At 74.2% G+C, this 21,706-nt stretch carries 22 protein-coding genes; 14 read left to right on the top strand and 8 right to left on the bottom strand.

The window, feature by feature from the left end; translation table 11 throughout:
• Window position 1: 1 nt before the first annotated feature.
• A complete protein-coding gene (locus ACWIX7_RS24730) occupies window positions 2–1,432 on the bottom strand; it encodes a LytTR family transcriptional regulator DNA-binding domain-containing protein (RefSeq protein WP_448619046.1) in 1,431 nt (476 codons plus the stop codon).
• Window positions 1,433–1,593: 161 nt separating this feature from the next.
• Between ACWIX7_RS24730 and ACWIX7_RS24735 the strand changes: the two genes are divergently transcribed.
• The 10 genes from ACWIX7_RS24735 to ACWIX7_RS24780 all read left to right on the top strand — a co-directional run bounded on the left by ACWIX7_RS24735 (window position 1,594) and on the right by ACWIX7_RS24780 (window position 10,047).
• Window positions 1,594–2,736: a glutathione-independent formaldehyde dehydrogenase gene (locus ACWIX7_RS24735; protein WP_448619047.1), complete on the top strand. Its 1,143-nt coding sequence runs from the start codon at window positions 1,594–1,596 to the stop codon at window positions 2,734–2,736.
• A 172-nt stretch (window positions 2,737–2,908) separates the two neighbouring features.
• The gene (locus ACWIX7_RS24740) at window positions 2,909–3,373 is read left to right on the top strand and encodes an MSMEG_3727 family PQQ-associated protein (RefSeq protein WP_448619048.1); all 465 of its coding nucleotides are present in this window, start codon (window positions 2,909–2,911) and stop codon (window positions 3,371–3,373) included.
• Window positions 3,374–3,387: 14 nt separating this feature from the next.
• A complete protein-coding gene (locus tag ACWIX7_RS24745) occupies window positions 3,388–5,118 on the top strand; it encodes a PQQ-dependent dehydrogenase, methanol/ethanol family (RefSeq protein WP_448619049.1) in 1,731 nt (576 codons plus the stop codon).
• Window positions 5,119–5,123: 5 nt separating this feature from the next.
• The gene (gene pqqA / locus ACWIX7_RS24750; RefSeq protein WP_448619050.1) at window positions 5,124–5,246 is read left to right on the top strand and encodes a pyrroloquinoline quinone precursor peptide PqqA; all 123 of its coding nucleotides are present in this window, start codon (window positions 5,124–5,126) and stop codon (window positions 5,244–5,246) included.
• Window positions 5,247–5,343: 97 nt separating this feature from the next.
• Window positions 5,344–6,237, top strand: coding sequence for a pyrroloquinoline quinone biosynthesis protein PqqB (gene pqqB / locus ACWIX7_RS24755; RefSeq protein WP_448619051.1), 894 nt, complete (start codon window positions 5,344–5,346; stop codon window positions 6,235–6,237).
• A gap of 8 nt (window positions 6,238–6,245) precedes the next feature.
• Window positions 6,246–6,974: a pyrroloquinoline-quinone synthase PqqC gene (gene pqqC / locus ACWIX7_RS24760; RefSeq protein WP_448619052.1), complete on the top strand. Its 729-nt coding sequence runs from the start codon at window positions 6,246–6,248 to the stop codon at window positions 6,972–6,974.
• On the top strand, window positions 6,961–7,269 hold the full coding sequence (gene pqqD / locus ACWIX7_RS24765; protein WP_448619053.1) for a pyrroloquinoline quinone biosynthesis peptide chaperone PqqD: 309 nt from the start codon (window positions 6,961–6,963) through the stop codon (window positions 7,267–7,269). Before pqqC ends, pqqD begins: the two co-directional genes overlap by 14 nt.
• Window positions 7,262–8,371, top strand: a complete 1,110-nt coding sequence (gene pqqE / locus ACWIX7_RS24770) for a pyrroloquinoline quinone biosynthesis protein PqqE (protein WP_448619054.1) — start codon at window positions 7,262–7,264, stop codon at window positions 8,369–8,371. Before pqqD ends, pqqE begins: the two co-directional genes overlap by 8 nt.
• A gap of 51 nt (window positions 8,372–8,422) precedes the next feature.
• Window positions 8,423–9,520 carry a sodium:calcium antiporter gene (locus ACWIX7_RS24775; protein ID WP_448619055.1) on the top strand — a complete coding sequence of 366 codons (1,098 nt, stop codon included), beginning with the start codon at window positions 8,423–8,425 and terminating at the stop codon, window positions 9,518–9,520.
• A 92-nt stretch (window positions 9,521–9,612) separates the two neighbouring features.
• A complete protein-coding gene (locus ACWIX7_RS24780; protein WP_448619056.1) occupies window positions 9,613–10,047 on the top strand; it encodes a YkvA family protein in 435 nt (144 codons plus the stop codon).
• A gap of 58 nt (window positions 10,048–10,105) precedes the next feature.
• On the opposite strand, the gene ACWIX7_RS24785 is transcribed toward ACWIX7_RS24780, so the two are convergent.
• The 5 genes from ACWIX7_RS24785 to ACWIX7_RS24805 form a co-directional block, all read right to left on the bottom strand.
• Complete coding sequence (locus ACWIX7_RS24785; RefSeq protein WP_448619057.1) at window positions 10,106–10,519, bottom strand: GlcG/HbpS family heme-binding protein; 414 nt, start codon at window positions 10,517–10,519, stop codon at window positions 10,106–10,108.
• 176 nt (window positions 10,520–10,695) lie between these two features.
• The gene (locus ACWIX7_RS24790) at window positions 10,696–10,950 is read right to left on the bottom strand and encodes a hypothetical protein (RefSeq protein ID WP_448619058.1); all 255 of its coding nucleotides are present in this window, start codon (window positions 10,948–10,950) and stop codon (window positions 10,696–10,698) included.
• Window positions 10,951–11,397: 447 nt separating this feature from the next.
• A complete protein-coding gene (locus ACWIX7_RS24795) occupies window positions 11,398–12,159 on the bottom strand; it encodes a ferredoxin reductase (protein ID WP_448619059.1) in 762 nt (253 codons plus the stop codon).
• Window positions 12,129–12,731 (bottom strand): molybdopterin-dependent oxidoreductase, encoded by a 603-nt coding sequence (locus tag ACWIX7_RS24800; protein ID WP_448619060.1) that lies wholly within the window; start codon window positions 12,729–12,731, stop codon window positions 12,129–12,131. The genes ACWIX7_RS24795 and ACWIX7_RS24800 overlap by 31 nt, the downstream gene beginning before the upstream one ends.
• A 68-nt stretch (window positions 12,732–12,799) precedes the next feature.
• Complete coding sequence (locus ACWIX7_RS24805; protein ID WP_448619061.1) at window positions 12,800–15,613, bottom strand: AAA family ATPase; 2,814 nt, start codon at window positions 15,611–15,613, stop codon at window positions 12,800–12,802.
• A gap of 274 nt (window positions 15,614–15,887) precedes the next feature.
• Between ACWIX7_RS24805 and ACWIX7_RS24810 the strand changes: the two genes are divergently transcribed.
• Both ACWIX7_RS24810 and ACWIX7_RS24815 read left to right on the top strand, forming a co-directional pair.
• Entirely contained in the window at window positions 15,888–16,361 is a 474-nt protein-coding gene (locus ACWIX7_RS24810; RefSeq protein WP_448619062.1) for a DUF5709 domain-containing protein, read from the top strand.
• Between the two features lie 33 nt (window positions 16,362–16,394).
• On the top strand, window positions 16,395–16,691 hold the full coding sequence (locus ACWIX7_RS24815) for a DUF6510 family protein (RefSeq protein WP_448619063.1): 297 nt from the start codon (window positions 16,395–16,397) through the stop codon (window positions 16,689–16,691).
• A 67-nt stretch (window positions 16,692–16,758) separates the two neighbouring features.
• On the opposite strand, the gene ACWIX7_RS24820 is transcribed toward ACWIX7_RS24815, so the two are convergent.
• Window positions 16,759–17,499, bottom strand: a complete 741-nt coding sequence (locus tag ACWIX7_RS24820; protein WP_448619064.1) for an alpha/beta fold hydrolase — start codon at window positions 17,497–17,499, stop codon at window positions 16,759–16,761.
• A gap of 150 nt (window positions 17,500–17,649) precedes the next feature.
• Window positions 17,650–18,600, bottom strand: coding sequence for an alpha/beta fold hydrolase (locus ACWIX7_RS24825; RefSeq protein WP_448619065.1), 951 nt, complete (start codon window positions 18,598–18,600; stop codon window positions 17,650–17,652).
• 186 nt (window positions 18,601–18,786) lie between these two features.
• Between ACWIX7_RS24825 and ACWIX7_RS24830 the strand changes: the two genes are divergently transcribed.
• Together ACWIX7_RS24830 and ftsH are read left to right on the top strand one after the other, a co-directional pair.
• Window positions 18,787–19,389 (top strand): TetR/AcrR family transcriptional regulator, encoded by a 603-nt coding sequence (locus tag ACWIX7_RS24830; RefSeq protein WP_448619066.1) that lies wholly within the window; start codon window positions 18,787–18,789, stop codon window positions 19,387–19,389.
• 315 nt (window positions 19,390–19,704) lie between these two features.
• Window positions 19,705–21,660, top strand: coding sequence for an ATP-dependent zinc metalloprotease FtsH (ftsH, locus tag ACWIX7_RS24835; protein WP_448619067.1), 1,956 nt, complete (start codon window positions 19,705–19,707; stop codon window positions 21,658–21,660).
• Window positions 21,661–21,706 lie beyond the last annotated feature (46 nt).

Consider the following 21,706-nt stretch of genomic DNA (forward strand, 5'->3'; position numbering starts at 1 on the left):
CCTACAGCCCGAGGGCCTGGCGGACGGACGGCGCGTGCCGGCGGGAGACCGGGACGGTCTCGTGGACGCGGGTGTCGGTGGCGAGGAACAGCGTCCCCTTGAAGCCCGGCTCGATCTCCCTCACCCGGCCCAGGTTGACGAGGAAGCGGCGGTGGACCCGGAGGAACCCCTTGTCCGTGAGGTCCTGTTCGAGGCGGTCGAGACCCCGGGCGGCGGCCAGGAGCCGTCCCTGGTCGCTGACGAGCCAGACGTTGTTGTGGTCGGCCTCGGCGAACCGGATCTCGCGCGGGTCGAGCAGCACCCAGCGGTCCTCCCGCAGGGCGACGACCCGGCTGGGCAGGGGGTGGCGGGGACGCGGGAGGGTGGGGCCGGGACCGCTCGGGCATGCCCCGGCGCCGGATCCCCCGTCCTCGGGTCCGTCCACGTCGGACCCGTCGGCGGAGCCGAGGGCCAGCAGCGCGCCGATCACCTGCGTGCCGGCGAGCACCGGACGGACGGCGACCTGGAGGGCAGTCCCCAGGAAGGGCACGTAGACCCGCGTCGACCCCCGCCAGCCGGGGTCCTGCCGGGCCCGTTCGGTGACCCAGCGGACCAGCTCGGGCACCCCGGGCACCTGCGGGGTCCACCGCTGTGCCGGGGCGTACGCCGGGGTGTCCGCGGGCGTGCCGACCAGGACGGCGGCCCCGCTGTTGGCCAGCACGACCTTCCCGGCGGTGTCCACGGCGGCCAGCGGTGTCGCGCAGGGCAGGCGGGCGTCGGCCACGGCGGCGGCCAGCAGGGTGCCGGTGTGCCGCGCCCGCTGGCGCAGCTTGGCCTCGGTGGCCGCGGCGACCCCGCTCAGCCACGGCACCACGGCATCGGGCGGCGGCGTCCGCCAGCAGGAGACGGTGAGCACGGCGAGCGGCTCGTGCGTGACGACGTCGCGCACCGCGACGCCGGCACACGTCCACGGGTCGAAGCTGCGGCACCAGTGCTCCGGGCCCCGGACCAGGACCGGGCGCTGGCTCTCCAGCGGGGTCCCCAGGCCGTTGGTGCCGCTGGTCCGCTCCGCCCAGACCGACCAGGCGGCGAGATTGCTGTCCGCGGCGAGGCGGAGCATCCGCCGACTGCCCCAGGAGGCGAGGACGCGGCCGTCGCAGTCAGCCACGGTGACCAGGCCGTCGAGGCCGTCGACCTCACCGGCGGCGCAGGCCGCCGAGCCCCCGAGCTCGGCGAACACCACGTCGTGCCCCATCGAGTGCGCGCTGCCCTCGGCCGCGGCCGGCGCCCGCTCCAGCTCGGGGTCGACCTCGTACTCCTCGCGGCACCGGTACCAGGACACGAGGATCTCGGAGCGGACCCCGTGGACGGTGTCCGCTCCGGCGGCGAAGCGCTCCCGGGCAGTGGCGATCCGCCTCAGGTCGTCGTCGGAGAGCGCAGCTCCGCTCGTCACCGGGGGTGCGCCGTTCGTCCTGCCTATCGCGCCGTTCATCCCGATCCCCTTGGGCTGTGGGGGGAAGCGTCCCACGCTCGGGCCGCGGTCGAGGAGCAGCAGGCTATCGGGCCCGGCGCGGTTCCAGGACGCAGACGGCAGCCGGAGGGGGGTGGGCGGCCATGCGGGCGGTGGTCTACCGGAGGCCCTTCGAGGTCGCGGTCGAGGAGGTCCCCGACCCCCGGATCGAGCAGCCGAACGACGCGATCGTGCGGATCACCTCCACGTGCATCTGCGGCGCCGACCTGTACGTGTACGAAGGGCGGACGGGCGCCGAGCCGGGCACCGTGGTCGGCCACGAGACGCTCGGCGTCGTCGAGGAGGTCGGCGCCGGCGTCGCCGCCCTGGAGCAGGGCGACCGCGTCGTGGTGCCCTTCGCCGTGGCCTGCGGCTTCTGCAGGAACTGCCGGGCGGGCTCCACCGGCTCCTGCCTCACGGTCGCCCCGGCCGGCCGTGCGGGCAGCCCGTACGGCGTCGCGCCGGCCCCGCGTGCCGGCGGCCAGGCGGAGTACCTGCGGGTGCCCTTCGCGGACGCCAACTGCCTGCCCCTGCCGGCCGGCACCGACCACGAGTCCGACTACGTCCTGCTCTCCGACGCCTTCCCCACCGGCTACCACGGCTGCCGCCTCGCGGGCCTCTCGCCCGGTGGGACCGTCGCGGTCTACGGCGCCGGGCCGCTGGGACTGATGACCGCGTACTCCGCGCTGCTGTGCGGCGCGTCCCGCGTCTTCGTCGTCGACCGCGTACCCGAGCGACTCGCCAGGGCGCGGGACATCGGTGCCGTCGCCGTGGACTCCTCCGCCGGCGACCCGGCCCAGCAGATCGCGGACCTGACCGGAGGTGAGGGCACCGACACGGGCGTGGACGCCGTCGGGTTCCCGTTCCCCGCCGAGACCGGTGAGGGCGGGGAGCCCGCGGCGGTGCTGGACCAGCTCGTGCGCACGGTGCGGCCCACCGGCGGGCTCGGCGTCCTCAGCCCGTGCGTGCGCCGCGGACCGGACGGCGGCGCCGGGGACGCCGGACCCGGCACGCTGCCCGTCACCATCCACACGCTGGTCGAGAAGGGCCTGCGCCTGGGCGCCGGGCGGGCGGACGTCCGGCGCTACGACCGGCAGCTGCGCGACCTGATCACCGACGGCCGGGCCAGGCCGAGCTTCGTCGTGTCCCACGAGCTGCCGCTCGACCAGGCACCGGACGCCTACCGGGCCGTCGACCGCCGCGCCGACGGCTACACCAAGGTCGTGCTCAGACCCGATGCCGCCTGATCGCCGTGCGGCCCGCAGCAGCCAGAGGGAGGAGGTGCCATGGCCACCCAGGCGCCGACCGCGCGGGGGACGGCGGGACGTCGTCCGGGGGCCTGGCCGTGACCGTCGAGGGCACGGCAGGCACCCCATCAGTCCGCTCTCACAGGACACACCGCACCAGGAGGGAAGGTCGATGACGACCACCGCATCGGAGCGATCCGCGGCGCTGCACGAGCTCGGGTTGGACGGGCAGAACCAGGCGACGATCGGCCGGCTGCTGGCCACCGGCAACATCGCGCGCGCCGAGGAGGGCGCCGACGGCCGGATGCGCGCGCGGATCCGGATCGTGCCCGACCAGCTGATCTGGGACCCCTCGGTCCTCGTCCTGCCCCACGGCGGGCACCTGGACATCGAGTTCGTCAACGACGACCAGAACACGCACTGCGCGCTCGTGCCGAGCAACGGCGACAGCAAGTGGATGTGGTTGCCGAACTACTCGCGCGGGACCATGTCCGTCACCCTCGACGGCCCTGGTTACTACTGGTTCAGCTCCAACATCGGCAACGACGAGGGCCGGGGGCTGATCGGGGCGATCGTCGTCATGGGCGACGTCCCGGAGTCCGCCCGGCTCGACCGCCCGAAGCAGCCCCGACCGTAGACAGGACTGGGTCAATGACCGACATCCAGGACAGGACCGACATCGAGTACCGCGAGGCCCCGCCGGCCGTCGACTTCGGGTCCCTGACCACCGCGGTCGGGACCGCGCCGCCGGTGGTCCAGGACGTCACGTACGAACGCATCCTCGACGCCCGCTCGGAGCCGCAGAACTGGCTCACCTACTACGGCGCCTACGACGGTCAGCGGTACAGCCCGCTCGACCAGATCAACACCGAGAACGTCGTCCGCATCACCCCGGCCTGGGTGTTCAGCTTCTCGCCCCACGGGCTGCACGCGGGCCAGTCGACCTACGCCTTCGAGAACTGCCCGATCGTCGTCGAGGGCGTCATGTACGTCTCCGGGTGGGACGGCTGGGTCTGGGCGCTCGACGCCAAGACCGGGCAGCTGCTGTGGCAGTACAAGCACGCGATCCCGTTCGACGTCTCGCTGTGCTGCGGCAACGTCAACCGCGGTGTCGCCGTCGCTCGCGGCAAGGTGTTCGTCTGCACCCTCAACGCCCACGTGCTCGCGCTCGACGCGACCACCGGTGAGTGCCTCTGGGACGTCACCAGCGGCGACGTGCGCGCGGGGGAAAGTCTCACGGTCGCCCCGCTGGTGGTGAAGGACCGGGTCGTCGTCGGCAGCTCCGGCGGGGAGTTCGGCGTGCGTGGCCACCTCGACGCCTACGACATGGAGACCGGGGAGCGGGTCTGGCGGTGCTACACGATCCCCAAGCCCGGCGAGCCCGGCTCGGAGACCTGGCCGCAGGAGGGCGAGGCGTGGGCGCGGGGCGGTGCCAACGGCTGGATCACCGGCACCTTCGACCCGGAGACCAACCTCCTGTACTGGGGGACCGGCAACCCGGCGCCCGACTTCGACGGCGAGGTCCGTCCGGGCGACAACCTCTACACCGACAGCGTCATCGCGGTGGACGCCGACAGCGGCGAGATCCGCTGGCACTACCAGTGCACCCCGCACGACCTGTGGGACTACGACAGCAACATGGAGTGCATCCTGTTCGAGCAGGACGGGCGCAAGCTGCTGGCCCACTTCGACAAGAACGGGTACTGCTTCGTCCTGGACCGCACCACCGGCGAGCGGGTGCGGATCTTCCCCTTCGTCGACCGGATCACCTGGGGCGAGATCACCCCCGACGGACAGGTGACGCCCCGGATCTACCCCGACAAGGAGGGCGAGGAGGTGCACTTCTACCCCGGGCCGGCCGGGGCGAAGGAGTGGACCCACGCGGCGTACAGCCCGCGGACGGAGCTGTTCTACGTCCCGGTGCAGGACACCGGCGCGAGGGTCGCCCGCCGGCGCAGGGAGTTCAAGGAGGGCATCCCCTACTGGGGCGCCGCCGTGATCGTGGACGCCGAGGACATGGCGGGGTCGGTGTCGGCGTTCAACGCCTCCGGCGAGGAGGTGTGGCGCTGGCGCAACGACCTGCCGATGTGCGCGTCGGTGCTGGCCACGGCGGGCGACCTCGTGTTCGCGGGCACGCCGTCCGGGACGTTCGTGGCCCTCGACGCCCGCAGCGGCGAGTTCCTGTGGCAGTTCAACTGCGGCAGCGGCCACCACAGCAGCCCGATCACCTACAGCGTCGAGGGCAAGCAGTACATCGCCGTCCCGGTCGGCTGGGGCGCCTGGGTCGAGGGCTTCCTGCCCGGGATGATGGGCGGCCCGCACGGCCAGGCGATGTTCGTCTTCTCGCTGCCCGAGGACATCGACTCGGCTGGGGGGAGGTGACCGTGATGGACCAGGAGCTCTGCGTCTCCCCGCACTGCGCCGAGGAGTGGGAGGCCCCCTCCTTCGAGGAGATCCGGGTGTCCGCTGAGGCGACCGCCTACATGGGCGTCCAGGAGGACTGGGACTAGGCGGATCCGGGCGGAGAGGCGTCGGGCGGTGCGGTCCGGCGCCTCTCCGTCTCCGCGCGGCTCCGTCTCCCCTCTGCAGGGAGGACCACCGATCGACATGTGGGTGCGGGTGCTGGGCTCGGCAGCGGGCGGCGGGTTCCCGCAGTGGAACTGCGCCTGCCCGCCGTGCCGCGCGGTGCGCGACGGATCCCGGCCGGCCCGCCCGCGCACCCAGTCGTCCGTCGCGGTGAGCGCGGACCGCCGGCGGTGGTCCCTGCTCAACGCCTCACCCGACGTCCGGGTCCAGCTCGAGTCCTGCCCCGACCTGCAGCCCGACGCGAGCCGGCCGGTCCCGCTGCAGGCCGTGCTGCTCACCGACGCGGAGCTGGACCACACGCTCGGGCTGCTGCTGCTCCGCGAGGGGGGCGGCCTGGTCCTGCACGCCACCGAGGCGACCCGCGACACGCTGTACGACGGGACGGCGCTGCTCCGGACGCTCGAGGCCTACTGCCCGGTCGAGTGGCGGCCGGTGGTGCCGGGCGCGGACGTGCCGCTCGGCGACGGGCTGTCGTACCGGGCCTTCGACGTCCCCACGACCAAGCGCGCGCGCTTCGGCTCCGGTTCCCGGGAGGGGCGGGTCGTCGGCTACCGCCTCACCGACGAGCGCAGCGGCCGGGCGCTGGTCCACCTGCCGGTGCTGCAGGAGCTGACCCCGGCGGTGTGCGGCCAGCTCGAGGACTGCGCCTGCCTGCTCGTCGACGGCACCTGCTGGTCCGACGACGAGCTGGTCCGGCTCGGCCGGGGCGGCCGGACGGCCCGCGAGATGGGGCACCTGCCGATCAGCGGTCCGGGCGGCAGCCTCGAGCAGCTCGCCCCGCTGCCCATCGCGCGGCGCATCTACGTCCACGTCAACAACACCAACCCGATCCTCCTCGAGGACTCGCCCGAGCGGCGCGCGGTCGAGGAGCACGGCCTGGAGGTCGCCGTGGACGGGCTGGACCTGGAGGTGTGAGGCTCCTCATGACGCTGATCGACAGGACCGACACCACCGACACGGCGACCGGCCGGTTCGTGGCCGCGTTGCGCATGCAGTCGCGGCGCTACCACGACCAGCACCCCTTCCACCGCAGGATGAACGCCGGCGAGCTGGCGCCCGGGCAGATCCGCTGCTGGGTGGCCAACCGCTTCTGCTACCAGGTGAACATCCCCCGCAAGGACGCCGCGATCCTCGCGAACTGCCCGGACCGGGAGGTCCGCCGCCGCTGGCTGCGGCGCATCGTCGACCACGACGGCACGGTCGACGGCGAGGGGGGCACCGAGGCAGGCGGCATCGAGGCGTGGCTGTGCCTCGGCGAGGCGGTGGGGCTGACCAGGCGGGAGATGGAGGACGAGCGGCACGTCGTCCCGGGCGTGCGGTTCGCCGTCGACGCCTACGTCACCTTCGCTCGCACCCGGCCGTGGGTGGAGGCGGTGGCCTCCTCGCTGACCGAGCTGTTCGCGCCGGACCTGATGGCCGAGCGCCTGGCCGCCTTCGAGCGCCACTACACCTGGATCGACCCGCAGGGCCTCGCCTACTTCCGTGCCCGACTGACGCAGGCGCCCCGCGACTCCGCACACGCCCTGGAGGTGGTGACGGAGCACTGCCGGACGCCGGACCAGCAGGCGGCCGCCCTGGCGGCCCTGTCCTTCAAGTGCGACGTCCTCTGGAGCATGCTCGATGCGATCGACCGCGCCTGTGCAGACCGCTGACGGCACCGGCCGCCCCCGGCTGGCCCGCCACGTCAGGCTGAGGTTCGACCCGGCACGCGGGCAGCACGTGCTGCTGACCCCGGAGGCGGTCACCGTCCTCAACGGCACGGGCGCGGCCGTCCTGGAGCTGTGCGACGGGCAGCGGACGGTGGCCGAGATCGTGGCCGAGCTGCGCGGGCGGTACGCGCACGTGGACGACGACGAGGTGCGCCGCTTCGTCGACCGCCTCGCCGCCCGGCGGTGCCTCGAGATGGGGGACGCGGAGGCCTGCCGTGGACGGGCCTGCCGTGGATAGCGCCGTGGAGCGGCCGTTCGGCCTGCTGGCCGAGCTGACCTACGGCTGCCCGCTGCACTGCTCCTACTGCTCCAACCCGCTCGACCTCGGCGCGTACGCCGACGAGCTGACCACGGTGGAGTGGCTCCGGGTGCTGGCCGAGGCCAGGGAGCTGGGCGTGCTGCAGCTGCACCTCTCCGGCGGGGAACCCCTCCTGCGCCGCGACCTCGCCGACATCGTCCGGTGCGCCGCTGAGCTGGGCCTGTACACCAACCTGATCACCAGTGCGCTCGGGCTGACGCCGCGCCGTGCGGAGGAGCTGCTGGCCGCGGGGCTCGACCACGTGCAGATCAGCCTCCAGGCCGACGAGGCCGCCCTGTCCGACCGCATCGCAGGGGCGCGGTCGTTCGAGCGCAAGCTGGTCGCCGCCCGGCTGGTGAAGGCGCTGGGCTGGCCCCTCACGCTGAACGTCGTCCTGCACCGGCACAACGTCGACCGGGTCGCCGGGGTCCTCGACCTGGCCGAGGAGCTGGGGGCCGACCGGATCGAGCTGGCCCACACGCAGTACTACGGGTGGGCCCTGCGCAACCGCGAGGGGCTGCTGCCGAGCAGGGCCCAGCTGGAGCGCGCCCAGGGGGTGGTGCGGGCAGCGCACGAGCGTCTGCAGGGGCGGATGGAGGTCATCTACGTCCTGCCCGACTACCACAGCCGGTACCCGAAACCGTGCATGGGCGGCTGGGGCCGGCGCCAGCTCACCGTGGTGCCCGACGGCGACGTCCTCCCGTGCCCGACCGCACACACCCTCCCGCTTCCCCGGGCCAGCGTGCGGGATCACCCACTGAGGTGGATCTGGGAGCGGTCACCGCTCTTCCAGCGCTTCCGCGGGACGGACTGGATGCCGGAGCCCTGCCGCAGCTGCGACCGCCGCGAGCTCGACTTCGGCGGCTGCCGCTGCCAGGCCTTCCAGCTCACCGGCGACGCCGCCCGCACCGACCCGGTGTGCCACCTCTCGCCCGACCACGGGCTCGTGGCCGAGGCGGTGGCCGCCGCCGACGACGGGGCGTGGCCCCGCGAGGCGGTGCTGACCCCGCGGCGACACCCCGCTGCCGGGCGCCGCCGGTGACCGCCCGTCGACACCCCAGCCCACGGCTCGTCGCGAGGAGGACCCCAGGACATGACCTCGGCGTTCGTCTTCATCTCCGGGGCGACCCTGCTGGTGATCAGCGCGGAGAAGCTCATCACCCACCTCGTCGGGGCGGCGAGCGGTCTGCGGATCCCGCTGTTCCTGCTGGCCGTCGTCTTCACCGGTGTCGAGTTCGACGACATCGCGCTCGGCGTCGGGCTGAACCTCGAGGACCTCAGCGGTGTCGCGCTCGGCGTCGTGTTCGGGACGGCGCTCTCGTTCACCGGGGTCGTCCTCGCGGTGGCCGCGCTCCTCCGGCCGAGCCGGGTCGACATCCCGCGCGACTACCTCGTCCTGTTCGCCGTCGCACCGCTCGTGATGGTCGCGTTCACGCTCACCGGGCCGCTCACGGTGACCGACGGGCTGCTGCTCCTCGGGCTGTTCGTCCTGTTCGTCACCTACGTCGCCGCCCGGGAGCTGCGCAGGAGCGTCGCGGTCTTCCGCGACGTGGAGGTGTACGAGGTCGCCGTCGCCGAGGCCGAGGACGATCCGCACCCCGCACGCGGGGTGGGAACGGCGGCGCGGCTGGACCCGCCGGTCGGGGCGGGAGCACGGACCGGCGCCGAGCGGACGCAGCAGGTCGTCGAGGACGCGCCTCGCACCGAGGAGCGCGGCCTGCCCGGCTGGGCCCATCTCGGACTGGCGGTGGTCGCGCTGGCCGGCCTCGTCGTGGGCGCGGCGACGGTGAGCACCGGGACCGAGGGGATCCTGGAGGCCTACGGACTCGAGGGCACGGTGTTCGGCGCCACGATCGCCACCGCCGTGCTCACCATGGAGGACGTCTTCCTGACCGTGGAGCCCTTCCGCAGGGGCGTGCCGGAGATCGGGGTCGGCAACGTCATCGGCAGCGTCGTCTTCTCCGTCACCGGGAAGCTGGGCATCACCCTCCTGGCCGGCGGCATCGTCGTCGGCCCGGACGTGTTCACCTGGCACCTGCCCGCGCTCGTCGTCCTCACCGCGCTGGCTGCGTACCAGCTCTCCACCGGCCGGCTGACGCGGTGGCACGGCGGCACCCTCCTGGCGCTCTACGTCGGGTACTGGGTGGTCAGCCTCGTCGCCTTCGGCGAGGTCCCGGTCGAACTGGACTGAGAGAGGACCCCCTTGCCCCGCCGCTCGCAGGCTCGCGGCGGGACCCTGCAGGGGGGCCAGCGGGACCCTCCGAGGGGCCACCGTCCCCGCCGGTGGACGGGACGAGGGAGGTGACCACCATGCCGGACTGGGCGTGGACGCTGGTCGGGGTGCTGGGTGGCCTGCTGCTGTGCTGGCTGGTGCTGATGGCCGTGCTGTGGACGACCCGCCCCGACGACCTGCGCCTGCGGGAGCTGCTGCGGCTGCTCCCCGACGTGCTCCGGCTCGTGCACCGGCTGGCCGGCGACGGCACGCTGCCGCGCGGCGTCCGGGTGCGGCTGTGGCTGTTGCTGGGCTACCTGGCGATGCCGGTCGACCTGGTGCCCGACTTCGTGCCGGTGCTCGGCCACGCCGACGACGCGATCGTGGTCGCCCTCGTGCTGCGCTCGGTGGTCCGCCGCGCCGGAGCGGCCGCGATCGACCGGCACTGGCCCGGGACGCCGGACGGGCTGGCCGCGCTGCGCCGCGCCAGCCGGCTGCCGGCGTAGGCGTCCTCCACCGGGATCGCCGTGCCGGCGCGCGGCGACGCCGCGGGTGCCGCGGACGTCAGAAGCCGGCGGTGGCCGCCTCGCACACCGCGGTGTCCTGCTCACCGGTGCCGCCGCTCACCCCGACCGCGCCCACGATGACGCCGTCCGCGCGCACCGGTGCGCCGCCGGCGAAGACCATCACCTTGCCGTTGTTGGACGCCTGGATGCCGTAGAAGGGCCCGCCCGGCGTGGCCAGCTCGGCCAGCTCGGCGGTGGCGATGTCGAACGCCCGGGCGGTGAAGGCCTTGTTGATGGCGATGTCGACGCTGCCGCGCCAGGCGCCGTCCATCCGGACGTGCAGGATCAGGTCGCCCCCCGCATCGACCACGGCGATGTTCATCGGCTGCCCGATCTCCCGGGCGCGGGCCTCCCCGGCCGCGACGATGCGGCGGGCGTCGTCCAGGGTCAGGCTGGTCAGCTGCTGGGTCACGGGGATCCCTCCCGGTCGAGCGCGGGTCAGGGGCCAGGGCTCGTCAGCCCCTGTTCCGGTCCAGCGGGCCGGAACAGGACGGGGGTACCCGGACCGCTGCCGTCACCAACTCCGCTCCCGGCCGGTCGCCGTCCCTCGCGACCCGCGGGACCGGGCCCGGAGCACCTCACTGCGACCTACTCCTGGTCCAGGACGCCGAGGACCGTGCCCCAGAGCTGCCGGTCGGGCACCACGCGCTCGTCGGTGTCGGCGTCGCCGCAGGAGCGCAGGCGGCTGACGTGGATCTGCGGGGCCGGCTCGTCGGTCGGGGAGGCGTCGGCCGGGTGGGTCATCGCGAACGGGTGGGTGAAGTCCGTCGTCGACCCGTTGACCAGTGGGGAGTACCCCGCGATCGCGGTCGCGGGCGAGTCCGCGGTGTCGACGATCCACACGGTGCTCCCCGGGACGCTGCACGGTTGCGGACCGAGCGGCTGGTCCTCGTACGCGGTGCCGGGCCAGGCCCACGCACAGGCCGCTGGCGACACCCGAGGGCGCGTACTCCAGCTGCGCTGCGCGCAGGCTGCCGTGGTGACAGTCCACCGCGGCGGAGACCATGCCAGCAGCGGCGAAGTCGGAGACCAGGCCGCCGCGGGGCACGAAGTCCCCGGACGGGTCCGAGCTGCTGGCGCGCTGCAGGACGAGGGGCTGGCCGACCCTCGCCACCCCCTCGCCGGGAGCGTCGTTCCCGTGCCCACGCCGACGACCGTGGCCGTCGCCGCTGTGGCAGCCAGGACCTGACTCCTGACGGACGTGAGCCACTCCTCCCTCGTCAGGTGCGGCCCCGACCGGCACGTCTCGGCGCTGGCCTGCGCTGTCGTGGGCCCGTGTCGCCGGGACGGCTAGGACGGATCGCTGGACCCGCCGAAGCGCTCGAGCCTGATCCACGACGGGTCGTGACCGAGGTCGACGAGCGTCGTGGCGGTGCTCTCGACGAAGGACGTGGGGCCGCACACGAAGACCCGCGGCCGCGTCGTGGGCGCGAGGGTCTGCGCCTCCAGCATGCGGCGGTCGATCCTGCCGGTCAGCCCCCTCCAGTCGGGAGGCGCCTCCCGGGTCAGCGTGATCGTCGCCTGCGGCCCCAGGGCGTCGCGCGCGAGGACGTCGTCGACCGTGCGTGCCGAGTACAGCAGCCGCACCGGCGTGGAACCGCCCGTGCGCCGGTGGTGGTCGAGCATGGCGAGGAACGGGGCGACGCCGGCACCGCCCGCGACGAGCTGGACGGGGCGGCGACCCTCGGCGTTCCCCCCGTCCCGGTCCACGGCGGACGACCAGACGAAGTACCCGCCGATGGGGCCGCGCAGCTCCAGCAGGTCACCGGGGCGCAGTTCGCCGGTGAGGTACGGCGAGACCTCACCGCCCTCGAGGCGCTCGACCAGCAGGTGCAGCCGGGGGTCCTCGGGAGCGGAGGCCAGCGAGTAGCTGCGCTGGGCCGTGTACCCGTCCTCGGCGGTCAGCCGCAGGTCGATGTGCTGGCCCGGGAGGTGACCCGGCCAGCCGGGGACGTCGAAGAGGAGCCGGTGGACGCGGGCGGTCTCGGGTCGGTTCTCGAGGACCGTGGCGCGCAGCCAGTTCAGTCGCCGCTGTACCGCTGCTCGAGCCATGGGTCCCCGCGATCGTGGTAGCCGAACGTCTCCCAGAACCCCGGCTCGTTGAACCGGGTCAACGCGAACCCGCGGAGCCACTTGGCGCTCTTCCAGAAGTAGAGGTGGGGGACCAGCAGCCGGACCGGCCCGCCGTGCTCGGGTGCCAGCGGCTGCCCGTCGTAGGTGTCGACCACCCACGCCCGGCCGTCGGTCAGGTCGGACAGCCGGTGGTTGGTGGTGTACCCGCCGTCGCAGAAGGCGAGGGCGTACTCGGACTCGGTCCGGACGTCGGCCAGCAGCGTGTCGACCGCGACGCCCTCCCAGCGGGTGTCGAACTTCGACCACTTGGTGACGCAGTGGATGTCGACCGAGACCGCCTCGCGCGGCAGGTCCCGGAACTCCTCCCAGGTCCAGCGCCGCAGGCCGTCCACCTCGCCCTGGAGCGTCAGGTCCCACTCGCTCAGCGGCGTGTGCGGGGTCGGGCCGGCGGACAGCACGGGGAAGACGGCGCCGGTGTCGTACTGGCCCGGGGGCAGTCGCTCGTCCCGGCGCTGCTCTCGGCGACCGAACCCTCGAGAGACCACTGACATGGCGGCTCCTCCCGGACGTTCCCTCCGGCAGTGCCGACTCTCCCCGCCGCGGCGGGCGGAGGCATCAGTCAAAGGACCACGGCTGCACCCGCAGCGGCCGCCTCGCGCGCGGTGCCGCTCAAGGCGTCCCTCAGCGCGGCCCGGGAGCTGATGCCCAGCTTGGGGAAGACCCGGTAGAGGTGGGCTCCGACCGTCCGTGGCGACAGGTACAGCCGGCTGCCGATCTGCTTGTTCGACAGGCCCGAGGCGGCCAGCAGGGCGATCTGGTGCTCCTGTGCGGTCAGTGCGCTGGTGCCCCGGTCGCCGACGGCTCCGCGGTGGGTCAGCCCGGTCGCCCGGACCTCGTTGGACGCCCGCGTGGCCCACGGTCGCGCTCCGAGCTCCTGGAAGGTCTCCAGTGCCGCGCTCAGCTGTACCCGGGAGGCGTTGGTCGCGCGACTGCGGCGCAGGTGCTCCCCGTAGGCGAGCTGGACCCGCGCGCGCTCGAACGGGTACTGCTCGGCCCCGGGGACGGCCAGGGCCCGCTCGAAGCACCGGGACGCCTCCTCACCCGATGCCACGAGAGCCGCCGAGCCGGCCCTCACCAGGGCGAGCTTCGGACGGCCGGTGAAGATGGCGGACCGCTCCATGGCCGCCACGTGCGCCGCGGCCTCGCGCCGACGGCCCGTCCGCATCGCCGCCTCCACCAGGTCCATGGCGACGGCGAGGCCGACAGGGGCGTAGGGGGCGAAGCCACCGGCCTGGCTGACGGCGCTGAGCTCCCGGTAGGCGTCCTCGAAGTCACCTCGTCCCAGCGCGGCCAGCCCGCGGACGCGGCGGGCGAAGTCCTCGAGGAGACCGAGCGCCCTCGGCCCCGACCACGCGGTGAGCTCGTCGGCCAGAGCCTCGGCTGTCCCCTCGTCCCCCCGCGCGGCCGCCAGGAGGGCCGAGCAGTAGACGCCGCACAGGGTGAGCAGCCGGTAGCCCAGCTCCTCACCCCAGGCGCGGCCCTCCTCGGCCGTGCGCCCGGCCTCCTGCCAGCGACCGCCGTCGAACGCCTCGTGGCAGAGCAGCATCAGGGCGTTGACGGCCGAGCCGGCCGCGCCGCCCTCCCTCCCGTCCCTGACGACCCTCCGGAGCGCCTGCCGGCAGCTGGAGAGACGATCCGCGTAGAAGGCGGCCATGCCCACGCGGACCACGTGGGTGGGATCGACGCCGGTGTGCGCGGAGACGATCAGCTCGTCGAGCCCCTCCAGCGCCGCCGGTGCCGCGCGGACGGGGTCGGCGAACACCGTGCGCGACACCGACAGCACCGGCGGGACGTCCGGTCCGAGGGCCGTGAGCGCCCGCTCGAAGGGTCGCCAGAGCTCGTCCCGGCCGCCGAAGTGGCACACCAGCATGAGGCTGTGCAGTGCGTCCTCGACCGCGGCCGCCGCCGATCCGTGGTCGAGCGCGTACTCGACGGCCCGCACGAGCATGCGGTGCGCCGTCTCGACGTCGCCCTCCCCGTTGATCAGGTGGTGGGCGGCGGCCACGGCGACCTCGAGGGACACCGCCGTCCGGGGATCGGCCGTGCGCGCCGCGGACAACAACTCGGGCACGCTCCGCAGGTCCCCGGTCGTGTCGGCACCCACGAACGCGGCGGCCGCCAGCCGACGGGCCCGGTCGGGACCGCTCGGGGTGAGGTCCGCGGCCCGGAGGAGGGCGTTGACCGCACGGACCGCGTCCCCCTTGTGGCGCGCGCGGTGCGCCGCGGTCTCGAGGAGGTCGGCGGCGTGGGCGTCGGTACCGACGACGGCCTCGGCGAGGTGCCAGGCGCACTCCTCCGGGTGGTCGACCAGGACGTGGGCCAGGGCGCCGTGGGCCCGTCGGAGCTCACCGCTGGTCGCCAGGCCGACCACCGCCGACCCGATGAGCGGGTGCCGCAGGGTCACCCGTCCCGCGGCGAGGTCGACGCGCAGCAGCCGCGCTCTCTCGGCCGGCGCCAGGTCGTCGAGCCACCCGTCGGTGGCCGCCACAGCACGCAGCGTCCGGAGGTCTCCCGTCCCCTCGAGGGCGGCCAGCAGCAGCAGTCCCCGGGTCCGCTCGGGCAGGTCGGCGAGCTGCTGGGCGAAGACCCTCTGCAGGTGGCTGCTCAGCGGCAGCGCCGACGGGAGGGGGTCGGACCCGGTGCGCTGCGCCTCGGTCATGACCGCGGGCAGCTCCAGCAGGGCGAGCGGGTTGCCCTCGGACACCGCCAGGACACGTCCGCGGATCTGGGCGCCCAGCACGGGGAAGCGGGTCTGCAGCAGCTCCGTGGCGGCGTCGTCGTCCAGCGGGGGCACCTCGAGCTGTGGCAGGCCCGCCTGGAGGAGGACGCAGTCGCTGCCCGTCCGCGCCGCGGCCAGCACACCGATCCGACTGCGGTCCAGGCGGCGGGCGACGAAGCCGAGGACCCGGGTGCTCGGCCGGTCCAGCCACGGCACGTCGTCGACGACGACCAGCACCGGCCGGGACTCCGCCGCCCGCGTGAGCAGACACAGGACGGCGGCCGAGACCAGCAGCCGGTGGGGGAACGGCCCCGCACCCAGACCGAGGGCCACGACCAGTGCCTCCCGGTGCGGCTCGGGGAGCGTCTCGAGGTCGTCGAGGAGCGGCAGCAGGAGCTGGTTGAGGCCCGCGAAGCCCACCTCGGCCTCGAACTCGACCCCGGCGGCCTGCACGACCGTGGCGCCGGCTGCCGCCGCGTCCCGCGCGGCCGTCTCCAGGAGGGCCGTCTTGCCGACGCCGGGTTCCCCCGTCACCAGCAGCACGGCACCGGTGCCCAGCGCCCGGTCGAGGAAGGAGGCGAGTACGGAGGTCTCCGCCGACCGGCCGACCAGGCCCGCGTCGGCGAGGTGGATGGAGGCGAGCGCGTCTGGCAACGGAACCCCTCCCGCGCGTCGCCGGCGGTGTCGGCATGCGAACCCCCCGTCGTGGAGGGTCCCTCGTCCGGTCGTCTGCGGATCAGTGAGAGTGTCTCTCACTCGCGGCGCGGTCCACCAGGGCCCTCGGGCCCGAGGGGCAGCTGCCGACCTCCAGTCGGATGACCGATGCGTCGACGGGGTCGGTGCTGCCACGGTCGCCGACGGGACACGGGTGAGCGGCCCTCTGGCGGGCGCTCGTCCCTGCTCCGGCCCGGGGTCGAGGAGGTGTGCGGTGGACCCGTTCGTCTTCGGCACCGACGGGACCGATCCCGAGGAGGACTCCGGCGTCCTGGAGCCGCAGGACACCCTCGAGGACCTCCACGGCGTGGCCGACGTGCTGGACACCGGCTGGTCCCCGGCCGAGCGCCCGTGGGCGGTCACGGACTGGGGGACCACGGAACGGGAGGAGCTGGCCGGTGAGAGCCTGGCGGGTCGCCTCGCCCGCGAGGTCCCGGAGCAGCAGGAGGTCGAGGGCGACGGACTCGGCGACGCCTCCGACACCGACGGGGAGCTCATCGACGACGAGGTCGGCGGCCGCCGCGCGGGGAGGCTGGTGGAGACCGCCGAGCGCTGGGGGGACGTCGAACCGGAGCTGTACGCCCTCGACGTGGGCATCGACTCGGGGGCGGCCTCCGCGGAGGAGGGCGCTGTGCACGTCGTCCCCGAGGAGGACGCCGTCCGGGCCCCCGGCTGGACGGATCGATGACGAGCAGGCCGGAGCGGATCGGAGGTGTGTCCCGTGACCGGTGTCCCGGAGACGGGTGATCGTCGCCTGGACGGCAACGCGGCGGGCGGGGTCCTGCGCGAGGTCTTCGCGGTGGACCCGACGACGGCGGTCTCGACCTGTGCGCACTGCGGACGTCCGGCGCCCTTGGGTGCGCACCTGGTCTACGCCGACGCGCCTGCGCTCGTCGTCCGGTGCCCGAGCTGCCTGCAGGTCGTCCTCCGGTGCGCCTCCGACGCGGCGGGGCTGCGACTGGAGATGACCGGGGTGCGGCTGCTGCGCATGGCCCCTGCGGAGGGCGCCTCCGGTTGACGCCGGGCGCGCTCGGGCCGTCGTGACCGGGACGCGGTCCCGACGGCCCGACCGGGCCCCCCGACGGCTACGCCGAGACCGCCTGGAGCGCCTGCTGGACCACCTCGGTGACGACCTTCGGCTGCGAGACCATGATCACGTGCGAGCCCTCCGCCTCCACCACGGTGGCGCCGGCCCGCTGCGCCATGGTCCGCAGGACGTCGCTGCCGGCCGCCTTGTCACCGGTCGGGATGACGGCCCAGGACGGCAGGCTCTTCCACGCCGGAGCCGAGGTCGGCTCCCCGAAGCCCAGGGCCGAGATGGGCCGCTGGGTCGCGGCCATCACGCGGGCCTGCTCCTCCGACACGTCGGCGGCGAAGGCGTCGTGGAACCTGTCCGGGTCGATCGCGAACTCGGTCTCCGTCCCGGAGTCGCCGGTCGGGTAGCTCCACTGGAGCAGGGCCGTGGTCAGGACGCTGTCCCTGGAGTCGGCCTCGATGTCCAGCAGGGTCTCGCCCTCGTCGGGCGCGAACGCGGCCACGTAGACCAGTCCGACGACGTTGCCCACCCGCAGCGCGGCGTTGGTGAGAACCGCCCCGCCGTAGGAGTGACCGACGGCGAGCACCGGTCCGTCGATCTGCGAGAGGGCGCTGGCCACGTAGGCGGCGTCGTGGGCCAGGCCGCGCAACGGGTTCGAGACGGCCCGCACCCGCACCCCGTCGGCGAGGAGCTGGGCGACGACGTCGTTCCAGCCCGAGCTGTCGGCGAAGGCGCCGTGGACGAGTGCGACGGTCGGCCGCGAGCCGTGCGTGCTGGTGGCCTCGGTCATGGTGATCTCCTCCGGGACTGGTCGGTGGAACGTGAGGCGGCAGCCCCCCGTGCTCTCGCGCATCGGGGACGGCGTGCCGCAGGCTGGGACGTTGCCCCGGCGTCCGGGCGGCCGCATCGGTCAGGTGACCCGGTGGTCGGCCGTCAGGGGTCAGCCGGACCCGGTCGGCGCGGTCGGGCTCCGGGAGCCGACGTGGAACTCCCGGATCGCGGCGAGCATCTCGTGCGGTCTCTCCTCGACCATGAAGTGACCGCAGTCGATCGCCCGCCCGGTGACGTCGTCGGCCCACTCCCGCCAGATCGCGAGGGTGTCGTACCACGCCTCGAGCGCACCCCTGCCCGCCCAGAGCACCTGCGTGGGGCAGGTGATCCGTCGCCCGGCGGCACGGTCCTCGTCGTCCTCCCGACGGTCGCAGGTGGCCCCGGCCCGGTAGTCCTCGCACATGGCCTCGATGGCCGCCGGGTCCCGGGCGCAGCGGACGTAGTCGGCCACCGCCACCGGGGGGAACCGCCGGATGGCACCGCCGAACTCGGCGTCGAACAGGAAGAAGTCGGGATCCTGTCCGATGAGCCGCTCGGGGATCGGGTGCGGCTGGGCCAGGAAGGCCCAGTGCCAGTAGCCGAGGGCGAAACGGTCGTCGGCGCGGGCCCAGACCTCGCCGGTCGGGACGACGTCCAGCACCGTGAGCCGGCGGACCACCTCGGGGTGGTCCAGGGCCATCCGGTAGGCCACCCGCCCACCTCGGTCGTGGCCGACGACGTCGAAGGCGTCGAAGCCGAGCCCGCCCATCAGGGCGATGCAGTCCTCCGCCATGGCCCGCTTGCCGTAGCTCTCGTGACCGGGCACCGCGGCCGGCTTGGAGCTGTCGCCGTACCCGCGCAGGTCGGGGGCCACGACCGTGGCGGTCCGGGCGAGCTCGCCGGCCACCAGCCCCCAGGCCAGGTGGGTCTCGGGATAGCCGTGGAGGAGGAGCAGTGGAGGTCCCGAGCCGCCGTGCCGGACCCGCAGGGTGACCTCGCCGACGGGGATGCGCGACAGTCCCAGGTCGTCGAACCCGTCCGGGAAGACGCCGTCACTGGTGGTCCCGGCGGGTGTGGACATCCGGTTCCTCCTGCGGGGGCACGGTCGAGGCGACGGCAACGGGAGAGCGTGCCCGAGAGGCGGGCCGCGGCGCATCGGTCAGACGACTGCTCAGGGAGGAACGCCCACGTCAGTGAGGGCGCGGGCTGCTGGAGTGACACACTCCGTCCGGGATCGGCCCCACTGCGCACACGGGAGGGAGGCGGCATGCCGCCGAGCAGTCCGGTCGCCGGCTCCCGGGAGCAGCGGCGCGCCCGGATCGAGAAAGCGGCGCTGGAGCTCTTCCGCGCCAGGGGGTTCGACCACGTCACGGTGGAGGACGTCTGCGCCGAGGCCGGTGTGGCTCCCGCGACCTTCTACCGGCACTTCGGGACCAAGGAGGAGGTCGTCTTCGCCTACCGGGAGGACTTCACCGCGGCGCTCGGCAGGGCGCTCGAAGCCGCCGCGCAGGTGCCGGACGTGGAGCGCCTGCCGGTCGTCCTCGGCGAGTTCGCGGCCTTCCTCGAGTCGCAGCAGGACGTGCTCGCGCTGCGGGACCAGATCGTGCTCGGACACCCGCGGCTCATGCAGCGGACGCTGACGGTCCAGCGGGACATGGAGAGTGCGCTGGCGGCGGGTCTGGCGAGGTCGCGCGGCCTGCCGTCGCCCGACCCGGCGGCCCTGCTGGAGGCCGGTGTGGGGATCCTCGTGCTCCGCGTCGCACTCCGGTCGTGGCGGGCAGAGGGCGGGGGGTCCCTGCTGACGGCCACGCAGCGGACGCTCGTGCACCTGCGGGAGGTCGTCGCCGGCCTGGCCATCGGTGGCGGGTGATCGCTCGCCACGCGCCAGCCGGCACGGGCAGCCGTGGTGGGGGATCGGACGGAGGACGGAGCGCCGACCAGGGAACCGGCCAGGGACCCTCCCGGGCGCGACGGGCGGCACCGCGACGCCACGGTGGACGCGGCGGCAGCGTCGGATGCCGCCGACGACCCGGAGGTGGTGGGCATGAGCGCCCGGTCTGCTCCGGACACCGGCGTCCACCGTCCGCCGGAGCCCGGTGACGCACGCCCGCGGGGCCTCTGGGACCGGCTGCGGGGCCGACCCGGGAACGGGTCCCGCAGCCCGGGCCCGTGGCGGGTGGAGGGCATGCCGGACGACCCCTCCTCTCGTACGCCGGAGCAGCGACCGCGCCGAGGTGGCTTCTGGTGGCTGGTGATCGGCTTCCTGGTGATCAACTGGATCGTCATGTCGGTCGTCATGGGGCCGCCGTCGCGGTCCGACGTCTCCTACACCTTCTTCACGGACCAGCTGGACGCGGGCAACGTGGAGACGGTCACGTCGACGGCGGACACCATCCAGGGTGAGTTCAGGAAGGCGGCGGAGTACCCGCCCGGGTCGGAGGACGCGGCCCGGGTCGACCTGTTCACCACGCAGCGCCCGTCGTTCGCCACGGACGACCTGTTGGGGACGCTGGAGGCCAAGGGCGTCACGGTCAACGCCGACCCCCCGGACGCCGCCGCTCCGCTGTGGACGCGGGTGCTCCTCGGCTTCGGTCCCACCGTGCTGCTCGTCGGCCTGCTCCTGTGGTTCGCGCGGCGCAGCGCCTCCGGCCTGAGCGGTCTGGGCGGGTTCGGCCGGTCCCGGGCGACCCTCTACCGGCCGGACGCCGGGCCGCGGACGACGTTCGCCGACGTCGCCGGCATCGACGAGGTCGAGAACGAGGTCATGGAGATCGTCGACTTCCTCGGCGACCCGCAGCGCTACAGCCGGCTCGGGGCGCGGATACCCCGGGGTGTGCTGCTCTCCGGTCCGCCGGGAACGGGCAAGACGCTGCTGGCCCGGGCCGTGGCCGGGGAGGCCGGGGTGCCGTTCTTCTCGATCTCCGCGTCCGAGTTCATCGAGGCGATCGTGGGGGTCGGCGCCAGCCGGGTGCGCGACCTGTTCGACCAGGCCAAGCAGGTGGCGCCGTCGATCGTCTTCATCGACGAGCTCGACGCGATCGGCCGGGCGCGTGGTGGTGCCTTCTCGGCCGGCGGGGTCGACGAGCGGGAACAGACGCTCAACCAGATCCTCACCGAGATGGACGGGTTCCAGGGCAACGAGGGCGTCGTCGTGCTGGCCGCGACCAACCGCCCGGAGGTCCTGGACCCGGCCCTGCTGCGGCCGGGACGGTTCGACCGCCGGGTGAGCGTGGGCCCACCGGACCTGAGCGGGCGGCTGGAGATCCTGCGGGTGCACACGCGGCACGTGCCGCTGGCACCCGACGTGGACCTCGCCGCGGTGGCCGCCGCGACGCCGGGCATGGTGGGGGCGGACCTGGCCAACCTCGTCAACGAGGCTGCGCTGGCGGCCGCCGGCCACCGGCGCGAGCAGGTCACCCCCGCCGACTTCGGCGAGGCGCTCGAGAAGGCCCTCCTGGGCACGGTGCGCGGCATCGTGCTCTCCCCGGAGGAGAAGCTGAGCACCGCCTACCACGAGTCCGGCCACGCGCTGCTCGGCATGCTCACCCCGGGAGCCGATCCGGTGCGCCGGGTGACGATCATCCCGCGGGGGCAGGCGCTCGGCGTGACCGTGCAGACGCCGCAGGCCGACCGGTACGGCTACACGGCCAGGTACCTGCGGGGCCGCATCGTCGGGGCGCTCGGCGGCCGCGCGGCCGAGGACGTCGTCTACGGCGAGGCCACGACCGGGGCCGAGAGCGACCTGGACCAGGCCACCCAGCTCGCTCGCCGGATGGTCGGCCGCTGGGGCATGTCGCCCGTGGTGGGACCGGTCACCGTCCTGCCGCCGCCCGGCCAGGAGCAGCCCTTCGGCCTGGACGGCGTCGCGCCGGCGACCAGGGAACTCGTGGACACCGAGGTCCGGCGGCTGGTCGACGGCTGCTACGCCGAAGCGGTGGAGACGTTGCGGAGCAACCGCGAGCGGCTCGACCGGCTCGCCCACACCCTGCTGCAACGGGAGACGTTGGACGAGGACGAGGCGTACGCCGCCGCAGGTGTCACCCGGGACACGGCACCGGCCGCCGTCGCCCGCGGCGAGACGCCCGGCACCGACCGCGCACCGGGACTGCCTCCCGAGAACGCTGCCGCCCCGGTGCGCTGACCGCGCGCGGCCACCGGCGCGACCGGCACGGGAGGTGCGCGGGCGC

This window comes from Geodermatophilus sp. URMC 65 (genome assembly GCF_053502545.1).